This window comes from Binatus sp. (SeqCode), from assembly GCF_035272065.1.
Lineage (GTDB): Bacteria > Desulfobacterota > Binatia > Binatales > Binataceae > Binatus.
This window is the reverse complement of record NZ_DATEQZ010000052.1, coordinates 1-18,978: the sequence shown is the minus strand read 5'-3', so window position 1 is coordinate 18,978 and position 18,978 is coordinate 1. Positions and strand designations below refer to the sequence as shown.

Genomic DNA, 18,978 nt, shown 5'->3' with positions numbered 1-18,978 from the left:
GTAAGCTGCCTCGATTCAACCGGAAATAATCCGTGCGATGTCGCCACAACCGCAAAAACGGAGGATGGGCAGGAATGCGACGCTAATTCGCGGAAGTATTCCGTGAGGTCAGCGGTATCGGCAATAGCCCCGGTGGCGAATTCAGGTATCCCAGCGCAGGCTCGGTCTGGTAATCGGCCTCGTCGCGAATCTGGCGGGCGTTGTCGCGGGCTTCGCAATCCGTTTGGTCCTGTCCCTGGCATGTGGTCGCTGCGGTGGCCGTTTGATTGGGGTCGGATGAGGCACAACCGAACAGCCCGGTGGCTGCTGCCAGTACCGTGATGGCCAAGAGTCGTTTGATCGTGTTGTCGATCATGGTTCCCGAGATAACCTAGCAGATTATTTCATCGGGTCGATACGACGCGGACGCATTTGCCGAAAAAAGCCGCGGATAGTCATGCCGGCTGCATCCGCAATGCTGGCAATCGGTGCCGATCAGAATCCGCCGTAGTATGGGCCCTCATAGGGTCCGTAATATCCGCGATGCTCCATCTCGGTGCCGACTATATAGCCGACTGCGCCGCCGCCAAGACCGCCGATAAGCGCGCCAGCGCCCGGCGAACCTTCGGAGCCGCCTATCAGGGCTCCGCCGCCGGCACCGAGTGCAGCGCCGGCAAGCGTGTCGTTCGCGCGAGGACTTGCAAAGCAACCGGTCATAGTCGTTAGCGCCAATGCGCCGACAAGAGTGATGATCGTGGTTCGCAGAGTTTTTCCGGCGCTCTCGTGAGCCGTATGCTTTGAATTCATCTTCAAATCTCCACGATGTATTCACCATGGAATACGAATCACGCGATCGGCTGGTTGCATAACCTTACCGTTTCGTCATCTTGCGCGACGCGAGGAAACGCAGCTTTCGCAAGGGAATAAGGAATGGCTCCCCGGGCCGGATTCGAACCAGCGACATGACGGTTAACAGCCGTCCGCTCTACCGACTGAGCTACCGGGGAGTGTTTTAGTGGATTCGGTCTTGCACCGAGTCGGAACTACTTTCGATATACGCGCATCGATGTGAAATCAAGTGGAGCAACATTATAGCTGGACTCGGGCCGCATGAATCAATCCGAATCCTGCGCCAGCCCTGTTACTCGGGGATTTTGGCGCCTTGCAGCGTTTTGTCCTGCACCGCGCCCATCGCCTTTACCGTCTCGGCAACGTACTTGGCCGGGAGAACGCCCGCCAGCCCGGAAAAAACCGGATCGGTGTTGAGGGAAGTGTTGGCCTCGAGAATTCCCCATAGCGCGAAGCGAAGCCCCGCGCTGACGAAGACCGGCGCGCCGCTGGAAAATCCCGGCGCGCTGCCGCCGTCGAGATAGCTGAGCGTCTGCAAGCCCGCGCCGATGACTTCGGTGTCGGCGGGCGCCGGAACCGAGACGTGCCCGAAACGGGCCAGCGCCTCGAAGCGATGCTGATTGACACCCACAGTTGCTGCGGTCAGGTAGTACACCTGCGCGCCGGTTTCGGGACGGGTCAGCGGATCGTCATTGCCGAGCAGCGAGGCGAGCGCTATTGGCGCGATGCTCGCGCCCTGCGGGGTCAGCGGAATCGCGGCGATGTCGGCCTTTTCTTCATTCGGATCGAGCACCCATTTATTTTCAGGCGGCAGCGGCTCCTCGCGCATCGCGCCGGTCTTGGAGTCCTCGAGGGTGAGCAGCAGTCCGGCGCGCGGATTGCCGTCGTCGCCGAGCAGATTGTGATGCGCGGTCACCAGGTAAACGAAAGAGCGGCCGGGGAACACTGAGCTTGGTACGGCGACGAAAAATGCAGTGCCGACTTGCACGACGCGCCCGCTGCTATGGGTCACGATGCCGGCGACGTTGCGCAGGGTTCCTGTAGGGACGGTGCCAGAGTCGTCGGCGCGCACCGCGGTCGGTGCGATGGCGAGGACGGACGCGAGCACGACGGCGGCCGCCGCAATCGAGAGTGTGGCTTTTCTCATTCTCTAGGATTCATCCAAAGGGTTTGCGGGTCGGCCGGGTTCCGTTTCGGCGCATAACGATAGCAGAAGAGCGCCCGAGTGGAAGGGGCTCGCGGCCGTTTCGATGCGTGAGTGAAAACGGAACGGCGCGGCAGGAGCTATCCGCTCCTACCACGCCGCCAATCAACTGGCATTAGTCAAACGCGATTCTTGACGCGAGATTGCTACCAGCGGTTGCGATTTCCGCCGCCGCCACCGCCCTCTCTGCCGCCACCACCGCCGCCGCCACGCCGGCGATCTCCGCCGCCGCCACCGCCGCGCGGGCCGCCGGTGCTGGCGCGAGCCTCGTCAATCTTGATTCGCCGTCCCTTCAAGTCGGTGTCATTGAGCGTCTGGATTGCGTTGGCCGCCTCGGCCGCATCCGCCATCTCGACGAAACCAAAGCCGCGCGACTGCCCCGAGAATTTGTCGGAGACCACCACCGCGCTCTCGACTTTCCCTGCCTGCGCAAAGAGCTCTGCGAGATCTTCTTGCGTAACGGCGTAGGCGAGGTTGCCTACATACAACTTAGTGGGCATAAAAGCCCTCCTTACTTTTTGCCAGGAAGCTCCTATACAGACGACCCTGCGGGGATTGACCGGGATCAGTGAGAAAGGCGGCGTTCGAGGCGTTTAGTTCCTGAAATAAAGATAAGCGCGAGGCAACGCGGAGTAAAGTCTGAGCCGGGAATGCGCGGCGCGACTATGCGGGCGGATGACGATCGAGGAAGTCGCGGAGGTATTGATTCACCAGGTCGGGCTTTTCCTGCTGCACCCAATGGCCGGAGTCCGGAATGTACTTTATCTCGAATGGACCGGTGAAGAGGCCGTCCATGCCGTAAGTCAGTTCCTTGCCGAGGGCGAAATCCTGCTCGCCCCAGATCAGAAGCGTCGGCGCCGAGATTTTGCGATCGATCCACGAGTTGCTGCCGGGCCGCGCCATGAAGCCGGTGCGGAAGTTCGCGCGATAGTAGTTAATCGAGGCTGTCAGCGAATATGGATTGCGGAACGCCGCGCGGAAGTAGTCGAGGTCATCGTCGGTGAAGACGTTCTTGTGAATCGTGCCGTTGCGCAGCGCGTTGACGAGCGCCTCGTAGTTGCGCCGTCGAAACGCCCACTCCGGGATACGCGGGATCTGGAAGAACAGCATGTACCAACTGCGCAGCATCTGTCGCGGATTGTGGCGCAGCGCGCGGCTCATCCGCTCGAGATGAGGACAGTTCATGACGATGAGCCGCTCGACGACGTCGGGACGCATCATGGCGGTCGCCCACGCCACGGCGCCGCCCCAATCGTGGCCGACTACGGTCGCGCGCTTGTGGCCGAGCGCCTCGATCAGGTCGGCGACGTCGCCGACCAGCTTGTCGAGCGTGTAGTTGCCGACGCCGACAGGTGCGTCGGATTCGCCGTACCCGCGCATCTCGGGTGCGACGCAATCGAAGCGGTCAGACAGCGCGCGCACTTGATGGCGCCATGAGTACCAGCATTCGGGGAAGCCGTGCAGCATGATGATCGGCGGTCCCGAGCCCGCCCGCGCGACGCGGAGAGTGAGCCCGCTTTTGAGTTTGATTTTTTCGAAGTGCCAGGGATCGGGCATGAGGTTGATGAATGCGAGTGCGGAGTCGCGACAACCTAACCCTAACCCCTTCGCGCGCGGGAAGGGGGACAATCGCAGGAGAAAGAATTTACGCGGCGACTTTGGTTGTACCTTGCATCGCGGGCAACTCGGGGTTGCAGATGTAACGAATCCTCGGGAGCGTTACGTCTGCGGTCGTGAAGGTCGCCGAGATCGGGTTGTCGAGGCGTAGGTTCGCGCCGGCGCCGAATGCGTCGTTGTCGAGCAGCACGATCCGCGGCTTGCCGCGCTCCGCCTTCGAGAACGTGAACTCCGGATCGACCTGCACGAGCACCAGCTTGCCGTCGTCCTTGTTGCGGGCGAGGTGCATGCTCGCGATGTACTGGATGTCGCCGCCGGAAATCATGTCGCGATCGAGCAGCTCGCATTCGAGCACCGGCTTGCCGCCCGCGCTGGCGCGGGCAACGACGCGGTCGTGGCGGATGTCGAGCTTCACGTCGCCCGCAACCGTCGGATAGCCCCATCGCGCGGCCAGCTCGCGGCGCGCGTCGTCATTGTCGCAGTAACTGCGCAGCACGAAGCCGCGTGGACGAACACCGGTGCGGCCGGAGACGCGGACCTCGGCAATCGAGAACGGGCCGACGGGGCTGTCGGGATACGTTGTCACGCAGAAGATTGCGTACTCCGGAATCGACGGATGCATCGTGGCCGGGATCAGGTTGTCTGCGGGGTCGTCGTCGATTTCCATGTTGATGGTGAGAATCTTTGCGCCCTTCAAAATCCACGGCTCAGTCTTGTAGCCGTTGATCGTGGGCACCGACTTGGCCCATGCAGCAAGATCGAGCTTTCCAAAACGCGGCGGCATCAACGACCTCCTGCGGCGGCGGAAGCGGAATCGCTCGCGCCCTGAAAATGAGGCATCACTTCCTTGGCGAACAGGCGGATGCTGTCGAGCACTTTCTGCTGAGGCACGGTCTCGAGCGCGTTGAGCAGGAAGTTGACGCGATCGACGCCGACCGCTTCCCATTTCTTCAACTCGCGCGTAATGCGTGCAGGATTTCCGATCGCAATACCTTCGGGCGCGCCAGACGCATCGCCCGGCCCGGCCGCATCCTGACGCAGCGACGGCAGCAGGCCGAGCGACGGATACGATTTGCTCGGATACGCCTCGCGCGCGGCGAGCAACTGCGCGGCGAGATAGTTGAAGGTGCCGGTGAGGCGGCGGCCGACCTTGACGCCCTCGGCGTCGTCCTCATGACAATACAAAAAGTTCACGGTCGAGACGGATTCGTTGACGACCTCGCCGACCGGAGTGCAGTTGCGGATGATCTTGCGATAGCGCTTGACCTTCTCGTCCTGCTCGGCGAATCCGCCGAAGGTCAGACCGAGACTGCCCATGCCGCGTTCGGCCGCGTCGATCTCGGTGCCGGGACTGGTGACGGCGACCCACAACGGCGGATGCGGCTTCTGGTACGGCTTCGGCACGATCGTGCGCTGGGGCATCGACCACGACCGACCCTGATAGGAGAAGCGCTCTTGCGTCCACATTTTCGGCAGGCAATGGACGAACTCGTCCCAGGTTTTCTTGGTCTCGTCGGGGCTGGCGCGAAAGCCGGCCAGTTCGGTCCAGGTTGCGGAGCGGCCAGTGCCAACGTCGAGACGGCCGCCGGAAAGAATGTCGAGGACGGCGGTGCGTTCGGCGATTTTGATCGGATGATTGAACTCGGGCACGCACACGATGATGCCGTGGCCGACGCGCATTTTCCTGGTCTTCATCGCGCACGCGGTCAGAAAAAGTTCAGGCGCGGGGCAATGCGAATATTCTTCGAGGAAGTGATGCTCGACGGCCCACACGGAATCGAAGCCGAGAGAATCGGCCAGCGCGACCTGTTCGAGGCAGTTGTCGTAGACGTTTTTTTCGGTTTCGCGCCCCCATGGTCGCGGTACCGAGATTTCATAGAAGAGGCCGAATTTCATGGCATTACCTCCGTACCGTTCGTTTAGCGCAATCGCGCCGAGATCGAAAGTCCCGCGGGAGGGGAAGGGTAAATCACTTTATCGAATGTGAAACCCGCGTTGGATTTCCCGCTTCCTTCGGTAGGGGTGACCCCTGCACCCAGTACTAAGAACGGTCCCAACAATCCGGTCCCCCTTCCCGTGCGGGAAGGGGTTAGGGGTTAGGTTTCGATGCAGCATAAATGCTCCTGTATATCACTTGACATATGTTGATTGGTGCGGTTTAGATCGAAGCCGAGGACTTCCACATGAAACACGAACTCACTGACGTGGCCGAGCCGAATCTTATCCGCGAGCAATTTCCCTACGACGCGGTGCCGCGAATCATATTCGACGGCGAGTTCGAGCAACCCGACCCGGCACCCGATTTTTTCATCACGGACACCACCTTCCGCGATGGGCAGCAGGCGCGTCCGCCTTACACCGCCGGCCAAATCGTCGCGATGTTCGACATGCTGCATCAGCTCGGCGGTCCCAACGGCGTAATCCGGCAGACCGAGTTTTTCCTGTACTCGAAGGTCGATCGCGAAGCGGTGAATCGATGCCTGGCGCGCGGTTACGAGTTTCCCGAAGTCACCGGATGGATTCGCGCGGTCAAAGCGGACTTCAAGATCGTCAAGGAGATGGGGCTGCGCGAGACCGGGATTCTGACGTCGGCGTCCGACTACCATATTTTCAACAAGCTCAAGAAAACGCGGCGCGTGGCGATGGACGACTACCTGGAAATCGTGAACGCGGCGCTCGATGCGGGGCTCAGAATCCGCTGCCATCTCGAGGACGCGACGCGCGCCGACTTCTACGGCTTCGTCGTGCCGTTCGTGTCGAAGCTGATGGAACTTGGCGAAGCGGCCGGCCTTCCCGTCAAGATTCGCGTCTGCGACACGCTCGGATTCGGCGTGCCCTACGCGGGAATCGCGCTGCCACGCAGCGTGCCGAAGCTAATTCTGGGACTGCGCCGGGAATGCGGCGTGAAGCCGGAGCAGCTCGAATGGCACGGGCACAATGACTTTCACAAGGTGCTCGCCAACGCGACCTCGGCGTGGCTCTACGGATGCATGTATGCGAACGGCACGATCCTCGGCTACGGCGAGCGCACCGGAAACCCTCCGCTGGAGGGCCTCGTCATGGACTACGTGTCGCTCAAGGGCAATACGAACGGGATGGACCTGTCGGTTATCACGGAAATCGCGGAGTACTTCGAGCGCGAGGCGGGGTACAAGATTCCCGCCAACTATCCATTCGTCGGGCGCGACTTCAACGTGACGCGCGCAGGGATTCATGCCGACGGTCTGCTGAAGGACGAGGAAATCTACAACGTCTTCGACACGGCGAAGATTCTTGGTAGGCCGCCGCGCGTCGCGGTTGATAAAACTTCGGGCGTCGCCGGAATCGCGTGGTGGATCAATTCGTACTTCGCTCTCGCGCGCGGCGCGCAGGTGGAAAAGCGCTCGCCGGAGGTGCTCGAGATCGCGAAGTGGGTCGATGCGCAGTATGACGACGGCCGCACCACCTCGATTTCCGATCAGGAAATGGAGCTACAAGTGCGCCGGCACATGCCGGGCCTCTTCGAGAGCGCTCGGCTAGCCGGATAGCAGAACCGGCATTCGATCAAATTCTGATCCAGGCGGGCGGGACTAGATCGCTCGGGTCGTAGTATCCATCGAAACTGCCGGGACGGTACGGGATGGCCGGGTTGGCGTGCCTTCCAGCAAACCATTGCAACGGCGCGATCACTTTTTTGTCTGGGTTGGGGTCGAGCCATGCGCCCCACCATGAGAATGTGGAATTCGCGATGATGTGACCGCGGCATCGGGACATCAGAAAAATATCTTCGACCTCGCTTAGCGCTTCGACAAAGAAGGTCGAGCGGTCGCGGAACCGCTCCATGCACCAGGCGATGTCATCGGAGAAAATTACGAAGGTGGTGTTGGAATCGAGGTGCGACATCGCGCTCTCATAGTAATCACCGGCCGCCAGCTCGGGGTGGGATGGATCGCCGAGGTAGTCGGTTCTACGCACGTGAACCGAGCAGGTCTCTCTGGCTAGCAAGTCGGCGAAACCTCGTTCAAGAAGTTGAGAGAGTGCGTGATGGGGCGTGAAGTAGTGGCGCACCTCGTCTTCGCAGTGCGCAAAGTATCGCTCCGACTGGAAGAAGCCCCAGAGTTCGGTGGCGCGATCGATTACGATTTCTTCGTACCCGAAACTGCGCGGCATGCGGCGCTGCATGTGCCGAATCGAATGAGCCTGCGGAACAGGGAATTCGAAATGTCGCGAGTACTGCCACGTTGGGAAGACGAAGGAACAGCCGTTGCGGCGCGCGATGCCGATGCTCGCGGCGACCTGGAAGAGCTGGTTGCCGAATCGTCCAAGCTCGCCCACCGGGAACGTGACGAATTTGGTGTCGCTGAAGCGCGAGCGCAGCCTTCGCGCCAGGGGCGCGACGACACGGAGCTTCGCGATCTCCGCGATGAATCGCCTCAAGGCGGGGGTGGTAGTGATTTCAGATTGCGCGGCGTTCATTCGGCGAATCACGCATCAGAGGAGTGGAGGTCGCGGCCCATGCGCTCGCGACCTAGTAGGATGACGACGGCGGCGGAGAGCATGACGATTGCGGCGACGCTCGCGAGCGTCGCCGCGTAACCGAATCGTTCCGCGAGCAGGGCCTGGCTGACGGCGGCTCCCGAAGCCAGCAGGACTCCGGTTTGATATGCGAGGCCCGAGAACAGGCCCCGAACTTCCGGCGGCGAGAGCTCGGTCAGATGTGCCGGGATGACGCCCCATGCGCCCTGCACCATGAACTGCATAAGGAATGCGCCGAGGGTCAGCACTGCTAGCGTCGAGGGATAAATCCACAGCGGGATGACGAGACCGGCGCAAATCACCGCGGTCGCCATCGTGCGGCGGCGCCCCCATCGATCTGAAAGGTAGCCGAAGGTCAGACCGCCGAGGAGCGCGCCTACATTATATATGAGCGCGATCCTCGCGACGGTGCGGGTGTCGAAGCCGCGCGTCTTTTCGAGAAAGGTCGGGTACATGTCCTGGGTGCCGTGCGAAACGAAGTTCATCGCCGTCATCAGCACGCATAGGTAGAGGAACAATTTCCAGTTGGCGCGAATCGCGGCGCTGATGTGCGCTCGGTCGGGACGCGCACGTTGCCATGCCTCTGACTCCGGAACCTTGGTCCGGATGTAGATTGTCAGCAGCGCGGGCGCGCCGCCCAGGAAGAACATCGCGCGCCATCCGTAATGCGGGAAGACGAAGAAGAACGCGGCCGCCGCGAGCAGGTAGCCGACGGCGTAACCCTCCTGGAGCAGGCCGGAGAAAAATCCGCGCCATCGCGGCGCGACCGCTTCCATCGCGAGCGACGCGCCCACGCCCCATTCGCCGCCCATTCCGATTCCGTATAGCGCGCGCGTAAATAGGAACCATCCGTAACTCGGCGCGAGGCCGCTCAGCACTTCGACGATGGAATAGAAGATCACATCGACCATCAACGGGATGCGGCGGCCGTAGCGGTCGGCAACCCAGCCAAAGATGAGTGCGCCGACGGGACGAAGCGCGAGCGTCGCGGTAATCGTGAACGCGATGTGCGAGATGGGGCGATGGAACTCGCGCGCGACGGCCGGCATCACGAAGATGAGAATGAAGAAGTCGAAAGCGTCGAGCGCCCAGCCGAGGAAGCTCGCGAGCAACGTGTGCGCGGCCTCGGCGGAAGTGATCGCGCGTACGGGCTCGAGGGCGGCGGCGCGAGAATCCATCGCGTGTGATGACTAATCGAACTGGCGCGGCGGCGAAAGGAGTCCGAATTTCCGCGCTTTTCGCCGAGCCGATCTATCTCCGCGAGCCGGGGACTGGGCGGGGATCCACTATCTGGCGGCCGGTTGGGCGGATTTCCAGGGCGCAGCCGAAGAGCGAATCGTCGCTCACCAGGCTCACTACCGCGTCGGCGATTTCTTCGGGCTGGATTATCTTCGACGGCATCCAGCTCTTGATGCCGAATTTCGCCGCCTGCTCGAGTCCCCTGCGCACCAACGGAGTATCGACGACTCCCGGGCAAATGCAGTTGACGCGGATCTTCCGGTCCGCTTCCCAGAACGCCAGCGAATGCGTGAAGTTAACGACTCCGCCCTTGGCCGCGCCGTAAACCGCATCCTGGCGATGCGGATACAGGCCGGCCATCGAGGCGGTGTTGATGATGACGCCGCCGCCGTTCTTTTGCATCAACGGAGCCGCGAGGCCGGTGCCGAGGATTACCGCCTGCAGATCGATCTCGATCACCAGATGCCATCGCTCGGGCGGTGCGTCCGGAAAGCCGGGCGCGCCGACGCCGATACCGGCGTTGTTGTGCAGGATGTCGAGACGGCCGAATTTCGAGACCGCGGTGTCTAGCATCCGGCGCGCGTCGTCGAGCTTTGCAACGTCCGTCTTCACAAAAACCGCGCGGCCGCCCGCGCTCTCGATGCGCTTGACGGTTTCGGCGCCGCCGGCTTCGTCGAGGTCAGCGACGACGATCGCGGCGCCTTCTTTCGCCAGCCGCTCCGACGTCGCACGCCCGATGCCCGATGAGCCGCCGGTGATGACGCCGACTTTTCCTTTGATTTCCATTGCGCGATCCTCCGTTCGAATACCAATCGAGCACTAACCGACACTCCCGACAAGCACGCCAACGATCAGCCCCGCGAGCACGTAGGCCGTAAGGGCGACATAAGTGTAGTCGCGTTCCCTGATGAATAGGATGAAGCAGAACGCGACGCGCGCGAGCGGGACGAGCGTCAGCACGAACAGCCCGATCGTCAGAACCGCGTGTGGATTGCCGGCCCGAATTCTGTCTGGCAACGTGGCAAACCTTTCCCTGCCGATCAGGTGACCCTGCCGCGCCTCGTGGTAGCGCTGGACGAAATAGTCAGGCGCAAAAGTGTAAGTCATAACGAGTCCGGCGACGAGCAAAATCATCGCGGCGATCAGAATCGACCGCAGCAGAATCGGCGTCCACTCCCTGAGTATTCGATCTTCTTCCTGTTTCGGCATCGGTTAGATTCCTGACAATGCGCGCCATCCCATCTCGGCCGCGATTAGCAGAAGAATTATCACGAAAACGGTCCTGAGATACTCGACCCTGATATGGGGCAGGACGCGGCTGCCGGTGAGCGCTCCCGCCGTGACGCCGATCGCCACCGGGGCCGCGATGGTGGTCGCGACGTCGCCGCGCGCGAGGAACACCAGTGCGCCGGCGCCGGCAGTGACACCAATCATGAAGTTACTGGTTGCGCTCGAAACCTTCAGCGGCAGGTGCATGATGTAGTCCATCGCCATCACTTTGAGTGCGCCTGACCCGATCCCGAGCAGACCCGACATCAATCCCGCGACGACCATGAGTGCGCCGCCCTGCGGGACTTTCACGACTTCATAGTGGACCGGGGTGCCGCTTAGATCGGGCACGTCGCCAGAAAGTTCGAGCCGCTCGGCGAGCGGATCGCCCCTGGTCAGGATGTCGTCGCCGCGTTTGGTGACCGTGAAATATGCCGACTGGAGCATCATCGCCGCGAAGAGCAATTCGAGCACGACCGTCGGCACGACGCCGGCGAGATAGGCGCCGATCACGGCGCCGGTGACGGTCGCGCACTCGAGCACCATCGCGACTTTCAGGTTGGTCCATCCGTCGCGCACGAATGCGACGCTGGCTCCGGCACTGGTTGCGACGACGGAGATCAAGCTTGCGCCGACCGCGACCTTCATCGGCATGTGCGCGAATATGATCAGCGCGGGTACGATGAAGACCCCGCCGCCGAGGCCCGAGATCGCGCCGATGAATCCGGCGCCGATTGAAAGCGCGAACAGGTTGATCAGGATTTCGAGCAAGCACAGGCTCCGGATGCAGGCATTGCGCGCGATCGTAGTTTGGTTCGAATGAGAAAGACAGATGCGCGCGGAGGTCGAAGACGGACTACACGGGACGGGGGTTGAGAATTTCAAACGTGCGCCGTGGATTGTTGCGCAGTCCGCGCTCGATGTCGTCGGTGATCTCGCGCACCGCGCGAAGAGGCTCGGCCGCGCGCCAGATGGGACTGCCGACGACGACGTAGTCAGCACCCGCGCGGATCGCATCGGCGGCGGTGATCGCGTCCGAGGCCGGGCTGGCGCTTTCGCGCAGCCGCACACCCGACGTCACGATAATGAATCGGCGTCCGCAGGTGTTGCGCACGCGCGGAACTTCATGCGGCCAGGTCACGACACCGTCGAGCGAGGCGTCGGCCGCGAAGCGCGCGATCTCGGTGACGCGGTCGGGCGAGCCGGGAGCGCGCGGGCTGGAGTTAGCCGACTTCATCTCGGCGAGCGTCGCGATCGCCAGGATACTCGGCCGCCGAAGCCCCTCGCTCCTGCAAATGCGCGCGACCTCGGCGCGCGTCCGCGTCATCATCTCGGTCGAGCCGCAGTTCGAACCGTACGGGTGGAGGTCGAACATCTTGACGCCGAGCCGCGTCGCCTCGACGGCGGCGCGCAGCACCTTTTGCGGGCTATCGTGAAATTTGAGATCGAGAAAAACTTCGGCGCCGCGCCGGCGAATCTCGCGAATGAAATCGGGGCCGCCGCCGACGAACAGCGCGCGCCCGACTTTGAACATCCCGACCACTCGTGCCAGGTGGTCCACCAGCCTGAGCGCGTCACCCCGGTCGCGCAGGTCGAGCGAGACTATCAGCCGCTCGCGCAGTGCGTTCTGTCGCATCAGCCCCGAAAATGGCCAGTACTGCGTCATCGATTCATGAAAATATGCCGATCGCGGTCGAAGTCAAGGAAGCGCCTGGCTCAAACTCGATGCAGTGCGGGGGCTGCAATGCCGCGACTGCACTCGACCGTCGCGTGCGCGCGCATTATCCCTGAAATCTACGCGAACGCTGGACTTTTTCCCCAGTTGGGCGTCGGCATCCGCTTTGCAAATAGAGGTTAGGACCCCGAAATGAACGGCGATTGTTTTAGCTCTGGCGAATCGATAGGTCAATTACATGGACCGGCATTTCCGGCCCCAGGTGAGGCAGGATGTTCGGCATCTTTTTAATAGCACTAATCATTTACGCGGTCGTGCAACATCGAAAGCGGAAGCGCCTGCGCTGGATGAAATACGGCGACGGGTCCAAGTACGACTGGTCGAAGCATGACTGGTCGCAGTACGGCAACTGCTCGAAGTGGTCGCGCGACTGGTCGAAGTGGACGGCGGATGCGAAGGCTTCCACGACGGCATCCGCTGAGCGCTTTGCCAACGATCTTCACGCCAAGATAAAGCGCGACTTCGATTCCAAGATGGCGCGCAAGTTCGAGGCCAAGGCCGAGCGCTTCGAGCGCAAGCTCAAGCAGCGCTTCGACAAGCAGACGCAGAAATACAGTGGCGTCAGCGCGGATCCCGCGCAGGATTTGCCGCCTCCCCCGCAGTTCAAGAACGACGCCGAGCGCCAGACCTACGAGCGCGCGCGCAAACGCGCCCAGGCCGAGGCGGGATTCTTCATCCATCTGATGTGGTACGGCATCATCATCGGCTTCCTGTTCATCATCAATCTGATGACGGGCGGGTTCGGCGGATATCCTTGGTTCATCTGGCCTGCGATCGGATGGGGATTTGGCATCGCAAGCCATTTCGCGGCGGTGTACGGTTGGCGATGGGTTCACCAGCGGGTTTTCCAGCCCACGATCGCACGCGAAGTTCAGCGCGAAGTTCTGCAGGAGAAGGAGCAGCTGCGGACCGAGAAGCAGGCGTCGCTCGACGAGCTGACGGCGACCTTCGCCCATGAAATCCGCAATCCGATTGCGGCCGCGAAAAGCCTGGTCCAGCAGATGGGCGAGGATCCCACCTCGCACGAGAACGTCGAGTACGCCAAGGTTGCGCTCGACGAGCTTGCACGCGTTGAGCGCAGCGTGTCGCATCTGCTGAAATACGCGAAGGAGGAAGACTACGAGTTCGAGAACGTGAACCTCGCGTGGGTGGTCGATGGCGCGCTGACGCAGATGCGCAGCAAGCTGGAGGCGAACTCGGTGATGGTCTCGCGCGCATACTTGAGCGGTCCGACCGTGCGCGCCGACGCCGACAAGCTGCGCCAGGTGTTCTCGAACATCATCGACAACGCGATCGACGCGATGGAATCGACGACCGGCGAGCGCCGGCTCGAGTTCGCGATACAGAACAACGGCGCCGGCATGGCGGCGGTCAGAATTCGCGACAACGGCTGCGGAATCGCCGACGACAAGATCGCGAAGATTTTCAATCCCTTCTACACGTCGAAGACCAACGGCACCGGGCTTGGCCTGGGCGTCGCGAAAAAAGTGATCGACGCGCATCGCGGAACAATCGAAGTCCAAAGCAAGGTGGGCCAGGGCACCGAGTTCGTGCTCGCGATTCCGCTCAGCGACGCGGTGCGCGACAACGCTGACGTAGTCCAATCGTCGGCCGAATTGCCGGACGTCCTGGTCGAAGGGGCCGAGGAACCCGGTCCGCAAAACAACGCGCAAAACAATGGTGGCGGTGCGACTACTTCGCCGATCATCCCGCTGGCGGCCGACGCGCCATCCGGTCAGACCTCGAGGCTACGCAATTGAAAGGCCGATTGCTGGTAGTTGACGACGAGCGCGGAATCGTCATCGCGCTCAAGGGGCTCTTCACCAAGGAGGGCTACGAAGTCGAAACCGCCGAGTCGGGCGAAGAAGCGCTCGAGAAGGTCAAGGCCGGCCTGTTCCACGTGATCATCACCGATCTCAGCATGAAGGGAATGAGCGGACTCGAATTGCTCAAGCACGTGCGCGAGCTCGATCCCGCGTGCGCCGTGCTGATGATCACCGCGTTCGGCACGCAGCGAATCGCAGTCGAAGCGATGAAGGCCGGCGCCGAGGACTACCTGCCCAAGCCCTTCGACAACGACGAGTTGCGACTGAAAGTGCGCAAGGTGATGGAGACGCAACTGCTCAAGCGCGAGCACAGCCAGCTGCTCGAGCAGGTGCGCCTGGAGACCGGAGTCTTCGAGAACATGGTCGGGCGGTCGCGCGCGATGATGCGCGTGTTCGAGACGATCGACAAGGTCGCGCCGACCGACGTCACGGTTTTGATCCGCGGCGAATCGGGCACCGGCAAAGAGCTGGTCGCGCGCGCGATCCATTTTCGAAGTCCACGCGCGCGCAAGCCGTTCATCGCGGTCAATTGTGCGGCGTTCTCGCGCGAGCTGGTCGAGAGCGAGCTGTTCGGCCACGAGAAGGGCGCGTTTACCGGCGCCGTCGCGCGCCGCGAAGGCAAATTCGAAGCCGCCAACGGCGGCACGCTGTTCCTCGACGAGATCGGCGACATGGCGCTCGAGACGCAGGCCAAATTGCTGCGCGTGCTGCAGGAGCAGGTGTTCGAGCGTATCGGCGGCAATCAGCCGCTGAGCGTGGACGTGCGGATAATCGCCGCGACCAATCAGGACCTCGAAGCGATGATCGAACAGGGCAAGTTTCGCGAGGATCTCTACTACCGCCTGAAGGTGGTCGAGATTCGCGTGCCCCCGGTTCGCGAGCGGCGCGAAGACGTTCCGCTGATGGTGCAGCACTTCATCGCGGAGGCGTGCAATCGGTTTTCCGCGCCGGAAAAACAGCTCACGCCAGAGGCGATGCGCGCGTGTGTCGAGGCGCCGTGGAAAGGCAACGCGCGTTCGCTCAAGGCGGCGATCGAGCAGGCGGTGATCCTGTCGCCGGGCGCCGAGATCACCGCGGAAGATCTTTTCGCCGGCTCGGAACCGGATGGCGACCACCCGAGTTCGCCCGCGCAAGGCGCGTCGAATCACACGGCTGCGGCCGGCGAGGGCAGCGGCTCGGCGCTGACGTTTCGCGAGGCGAAAGAAAAATTCGTCGGCGATTGGGAACGCGAGTTTTTCGTCCGCGCGCTGCGCGCGACCGGCGGCAATATCTCGCGCGCCGCGGAACGAACCGGGATGTACCGGCAAAGCTTTCAACAAAAAATGCGCGAACTCGGGATCGCACTCGCGGATATTGGGCTCGCGCCCAAGGGTGACGGGAATTGATTTCGCGCAGACACGGAGACGATAGGCGATGAACTCCACCGAACCTCAGTCCACGAGCACTGGCCTCTCGACGACGAAGATACATCCTCCCCTGCTGGCGGCCGCGCTGCTGCTGGCCACGCTGGCGCTGCACTTCATCCTGCCCGAAGAGCGAACGGTGGGATGGTATCAGGTGATCGGCCTGCTGGTCGTTGCGTTCGGCGCGGGGCTGTCGTGTTTCGCGGCCGCGATTTTTCAGGCCCGCGAGACGACCAGGAAACCGTGGGGCGAGCCGACCACGTTCGTCGTGCAGGCGCCCTACACCCGGACGCGCAACCCCATGTACCTGGGCCTCGCGACCGCGTTGTTCGGCCTGGCGATTTTCTTCAGTTCGATCGCGATGCTGCTGGCGCCGGCGGTGTTCTTTGCGGTGATCGATCGGATGGTAATTCCCCGCGAGGAGGAAACGCTGGAGCGGCTCTTCGGCAACGATTACGCCGATTACAAGAATCGCGTCAGACGCTGGATCTGAAACTTTAGCGACACGCGGCTACGCGAGCGAATCGCGCTCGGGGCCGAAAGGAGAACGGAAGTGTTATCAAGATTATTCAAATTGATCGGAGGCAAGTTCAGCCGCTGGATTAAAGCGCGCGAGGCGCGCGACCCCGAGGCGGTGTACGAGTCTGCCATCTCGGATCGGGTGCGGCGCTATCACCAGCTCAAGACCGCGGCGGCCGGCGTCATCTACATGCGCAACAAGCTCGAGCGCGAGCTGCGTGAAAAGCTCGCCGAGATGAAGGAAGTCGATGAAGAAGCGGGGCAGGCCGCCGATATGAACGAGGATCAATGCGCGCTGATTCTGATTCAGCGCAAGCACGTCCTCGATGGCGATTGCACGCGGCTGCGCGAAGAGCTCGGCGAACTGACTTCGGAAGCCGAGGACGCGAAGAAGAACTTGATCGCGTTCAAGGGCGAGATCGAGAAGCTCAAGGTCGAAAAGGTGCGAATGATCGCGCGGCTGAAGAACGCGCAGGCGCGAGTGCGAATCCAGCGTGCGCTCGAGGAGATTTCCTACGACGACGACGTCCGCGCGCTCGAAGAAGTGCGCGAGTCGATTCAGCGGATGCTCGCGCAGGCGGGCGTCAATCACGAAATCGCCGGCTCCGAACTCGGCGACAAGCTCGAGGCGATCCGTCAGCGCAACGCCGAGACCAAGGCCGAGATCGAGCTTGCGGATTTGAAGCGCAAGCGCCGGCCGCCGCTGGCGCCGATGGATATTTTCACGGCCGCAGCCGACGCGGCCGCCAACGGCGACGTCAAGCACGCGAGCTGAAATGGAGACGCTAGCGCGCCATCGAGACGGGGCGGGTTAGCGGCGGAACAGCGTCGAGTCCGCGATCGGCAGACCCAGCGCGTAGCGCCGCAACCAGTCGAGCGCGACCTGCGAGGTGATCAGTTTCACCCAGTCGCGAGTGCCGCGGAACTGGTATCGGCGCGTGAAGCTCTGATCGTCGGCGGACAGCGCGATGCAGACCGTGCCGACCGGCTTGTCCGGTGTGCCGCCGTCGGGGCCTGCGATGCCCGAGGTCGCGACCGACACGCTCGCGCCCGTGCGTTTGCGAACGCCGGCCGCCATCTCGCGTACGCATTCCTCGCTCACGGCGCCGTGCGTTTTCAGCGTCTCCTCCGAAACGCCGAGCACGCCGGACTTCACGCCGTTGGAATAGGTGACGAGGTCGCCTCTAAAGTATTGCGAGCAGCCGGGAACGTTGGTGATGCGATGCCCGATCAGCCCGCCGGTGCATGATTCGGCGACCGCCAGGGTAAATTTCTTTTCGATGAACAGGCGGCCGACGACTTCCTCCATCGTGGTGTCGCCTTCGGCGTAAACGAACTGCGAGATTTTCTCGCGCACCCGCCGCGACAGCTCTTCGACCCTGCGATCGACTTCGCCCGGTTGTCCCTCGACTCTGATCTTCAGCGAAATCTGCGGAAAGCTCGCGCGGAACGAGACCTTGGCCTCATCCGGTTTGATCAATCCCGCCACCGCTTCGTCGAGCGCCGACTCGCTCATCCCGAAGGTCTGGAAGACGCGAACCGCGTAAACTTTGTCGGTGCCGCGATTGGCGGAGATCCACGGTATCACCGTATTTTCCATCATCGGTTTCATTTCACGGGGCACGCCGGGCAGGACGATCAGATGCGCGGTATGGCCGCCGAGCGTCACCGGCATCCTGAAGCCGGGCGCCGTGCCGAGCGGATTCTGGATGACCGTCGCACCGCCGGGAAAGAGCGCCTGCTTGAGGTTGTTGTCGGGCATCGGGCGGCCAATCGCCGCAAACAAGCGCCGCATGTGTTCGACGGCGGCCTCGTCGCGCAACAATTTCGCGCCCGCGACGCGCGCGACGGTTTCGGTGGTCAGGTCGTCGGCGGTCGGTCCGATGCCGCCGGTCGAGATGACGACGTCGCCCATCCCGATGGCGGTGCGCCATGCCCATTCCAGACGGTCGGGAACGTCGCCGACCGTAATCACCGCGACCAGATCGATTCCAATTTCCGAGAGCTTGTCGCAAAGGTAGTTGGCGTTGGTATCGACGACCTTGCCGCTGGTGATTTCGTCGCCGGTTGAAAGAATCACAGCGCTTTGAATCATCGGGAGCTCCTCGCGGCCGCGTGCGTTCAGAGCACGCGCACGATCAGCTGCAGCGCAATATTCGCATAAATCGCCGCGGCCAAATCATCCAGCATGACGCCTGCGCCGTTGCGCATGCGGCGATCGATCAGGTTCGCCGGCCACGGTTTAATCACGTCGGCCGCTCGAAACAGAATGAATCCCAGCATCAGCGAGCCGGCCGTGAGCGGATTGCCGAACATCGTGGCGGCCATGCCGAGCACTTCATCGATCACGATGCGTGAATCGTCGTGCTGATCGAATATTTTCTCGGCGCGATCGGAAATCCAGCACGAGATCGCAAACGCGATCGCGAAGACGATTAAACACAGCGCGGGCGAATGCCTCCAGAGCGGGCCGAACCCCAGCCATACCGCCGCCAGTCCGACCACCGAGCCCGCGGTTCCCGGCGCAATCGGGGAGTAACCCGAATAGATTCCAGTGGCGAAGAAGATGATGAGCGAGCGCATCGGCTAAAACGGATTGCGCGAAGATAGCATGGCAGGCCGCAGCGGGGTAAGTGCGTTCGAGTGCGCGGGCCGCAAATGCAGGGGCACCCGCGGCCAGCGGCTATCTGGTGGCCAAGGTTACCGGGTCTTCTTCGGCGCCGACCTCGACCGATGCGACGCCTTCGATCGTTTGCGCGACTCCGATCACGAGATCGTCCCACGGCGGCACCAGTCCGGGGCCGCTCACGCGCACGCATCCCG

Annotated in this window: 20 protein-coding genes and 1 tRNA gene; 5 read left to right on the top strand and 16 right to left on the bottom strand. The window is 62.3% G+C overall.

Annotated features, from left to right (window positions below; translation table 11 throughout):
• Window positions 1–82: 82 nt before the first annotated feature.
• From VJX68_RS09695 to VJX68_RS09660, 8 genes are all read right to left on the bottom strand, one after another.
• Window positions 83–355, bottom strand: a complete 273-nt coding sequence (locus tag VJX68_RS09695) for a hypothetical protein (RefSeq protein WP_324095481.1) — start codon at window positions 353–355, stop codon at window positions 83–85.
• 119 nt (window positions 356–474) lie between these two features.
• Window positions 475–786 carry a YMGG-like glycine zipper-containing protein gene (locus tag VJX68_RS09690; RefSeq protein WP_324095480.1) on the bottom strand — a complete coding sequence of 104 codons (312 nt, stop codon included), beginning with the start codon at window positions 784–786 and terminating at the stop codon, window positions 475–477.
• 124 nt (window positions 787–910) lie between these two features.
• A tRNA-Asn gene (locus tag VJX68_RS09685) sits at window positions 911–986 on the bottom strand.
• Between the two features lie 134 nt (window positions 987–1,120).
• Complete coding sequence (locus tag VJX68_RS09680) at window positions 1,121–1,975, bottom strand: hypothetical protein (protein WP_324095479.1); 855 nt, start codon at window positions 1,973–1,975, stop codon at window positions 1,121–1,123.
• A gap of 203 nt (window positions 1,976–2,178) precedes the next feature.
• Window positions 2,179–2,532 carry an RNA recognition motif domain-containing protein gene (locus VJX68_RS09675; protein ID WP_324095478.1) on the bottom strand — a complete coding sequence of 118 codons (354 nt, stop codon included), beginning with the start codon at window positions 2,530–2,532 and terminating at the stop codon, window positions 2,179–2,181.
• Window positions 2,533–2,695: 163 nt separating this feature from the next.
• Window positions 2,696–3,589 (bottom strand): alpha/beta fold hydrolase, encoded by an 894-nt coding sequence (locus tag VJX68_RS09670; RefSeq protein ID WP_324095477.1) that lies wholly within the window; start codon window positions 3,587–3,589, stop codon window positions 2,696–2,698.
• Between the two features lie 88 nt (window positions 3,590–3,677).
• Entirely contained in the window at window positions 3,678–4,433 is a 756-nt protein-coding gene (locus VJX68_RS09665) for an acetoacetate decarboxylase family protein (protein WP_324095476.1), read from the bottom strand.
• Entirely contained in the window at window positions 4,433–5,545 is a 1,113-nt protein-coding gene (locus VJX68_RS09660) for an LLM class flavin-dependent oxidoreductase (protein WP_324095475.1), read from the bottom strand. Before VJX68_RS09660 ends, VJX68_RS09665 begins: the two co-directional genes overlap by 1 nt.
• 287 nt (window positions 5,546–5,832) lie before the next feature.
• Here VJX68_RS09660 and VJX68_RS09655 point away from each other — a divergent pair, with 287 nt between their 5' ends.
• Complete coding sequence (locus VJX68_RS09655) at window positions 5,833–7,176, top strand: beta/alpha barrel domain-containing protein (protein WP_324095474.1); 1,344 nt, start codon at window positions 5,833–5,835, stop codon at window positions 7,174–7,176.
• Window positions 7,177–7,192: 16 nt separating this feature from the next.
• On the opposite strand, the gene VJX68_RS09650 is transcribed toward VJX68_RS09655, so the two are convergent.
• From VJX68_RS09650 to pyrF, 6 genes are all read right to left on the bottom strand, one after another.
• Window positions 7,193–8,104 carry an alpha-1,2-fucosyltransferase gene (locus VJX68_RS09650; RefSeq protein ID WP_324095473.1) on the bottom strand — a complete coding sequence of 304 codons (912 nt, stop codon included), beginning with the start codon at window positions 8,102–8,104 and terminating at the stop codon, window positions 7,193–7,195.
• An 8-nt stretch (window positions 8,105–8,112) separates the two neighbouring features.
• Complete coding sequence (locus tag VJX68_RS09645; protein WP_324095472.1) at window positions 8,113–9,342, bottom strand: MFS transporter; 1,230 nt, start codon at window positions 9,340–9,342, stop codon at window positions 8,113–8,115.
• Between the two features lie 73 nt (window positions 9,343–9,415).
• On the bottom strand, window positions 9,416–10,189 hold the full coding sequence (locus VJX68_RS09640; RefSeq protein ID WP_324095471.1) for an SDR family NAD(P)-dependent oxidoreductase: 774 nt from the start codon (window positions 10,187–10,189) through the stop codon (window positions 9,416–9,418).
• A gap of 33 nt (window positions 10,190–10,222) precedes the next feature.
• Entirely contained in the window at window positions 10,223–10,612 is a 390-nt protein-coding gene (locus VJX68_RS09635) for a DUF1634 domain-containing protein (RefSeq protein ID WP_324095470.1), read from the bottom strand.
• A 3-nt stretch (window positions 10,613–10,615) separates the two neighbouring features.
• Complete coding sequence (locus VJX68_RS09630; RefSeq protein WP_324095468.1) at window positions 10,616–11,443, bottom strand: sulfite exporter TauE/SafE family protein; 828 nt, start codon at window positions 11,441–11,443, stop codon at window positions 10,616–10,618.
• Between the two features lie 85 nt (window positions 11,444–11,528).
• Window positions 11,529–12,308, bottom strand: coding sequence for an orotidine-5'-phosphate decarboxylase (gene pyrF / locus VJX68_RS09625; protein ID WP_324095467.1), 780 nt, complete (start codon window positions 12,306–12,308; stop codon window positions 11,529–11,531).
• 386 nt (window positions 12,309–12,694) lie between these two features.
• Between pyrF and VJX68_RS09620 the strand changes: the two genes are divergently transcribed.
• From VJX68_RS09620 to VJX68_RS09605, 4 genes are read left to right on the top strand one after another with little or no spacing between them, the layout of a single operon-like run.
• A complete protein-coding gene (locus VJX68_RS09620) occupies window positions 12,695–14,167 on the top strand; it encodes a HAMP domain-containing sensor histidine kinase (protein ID WP_324095466.1) in 1,473 nt (490 codons plus the stop codon).
• Window positions 14,164–15,618 carry a sigma-54-dependent transcriptional regulator gene (locus tag VJX68_RS09615; protein ID WP_324095465.1) on the top strand — a complete coding sequence of 485 codons (1,455 nt, stop codon included), beginning with the start codon at window positions 14,164–14,166 and terminating at the stop codon, window positions 15,616–15,618. The genes VJX68_RS09620 and VJX68_RS09615 overlap by 4 nt, the downstream gene beginning before the upstream one ends.
• A 28-nt stretch (window positions 15,619–15,646) precedes the next feature.
• Complete coding sequence (locus VJX68_RS09610; protein WP_324095464.1) at window positions 15,647–16,129, top strand: methyltransferase family protein; 483 nt, start codon at window positions 15,647–15,649, stop codon at window positions 16,127–16,129.
• A 60-nt stretch (window positions 16,130–16,189) separates the two neighbouring features.
• Complete coding sequence (locus VJX68_RS09605; RefSeq protein WP_324095463.1) at window positions 16,190–16,930, top strand: PspA/IM30 family protein; 741 nt, start codon at window positions 16,190–16,192, stop codon at window positions 16,928–16,930.
• Between the two features lie 36 nt (window positions 16,931–16,966).
• Here the strand turns inward: VJX68_RS09605 and VJX68_RS09600 are convergent, their stop codons facing one another.
• Entirely contained in the window at window positions 16,967–18,250 is a 1,284-nt protein-coding gene (locus tag VJX68_RS09600; protein WP_324095462.1) for a competence/damage-inducible protein A, read from the bottom strand.
• Between the two features lie 26 nt (window positions 18,251–18,276).
• The gene (locus VJX68_RS09595; protein WP_324095461.1) at window positions 18,277–18,738 is read right to left on the bottom strand and encodes a phosphatidylglycerophosphatase A family protein; all 462 of its coding nucleotides are present in this window, start codon (window positions 18,736–18,738) and stop codon (window positions 18,277–18,279) included.
• Window positions 18,739–18,978: the final 240 nt, after the last annotated feature.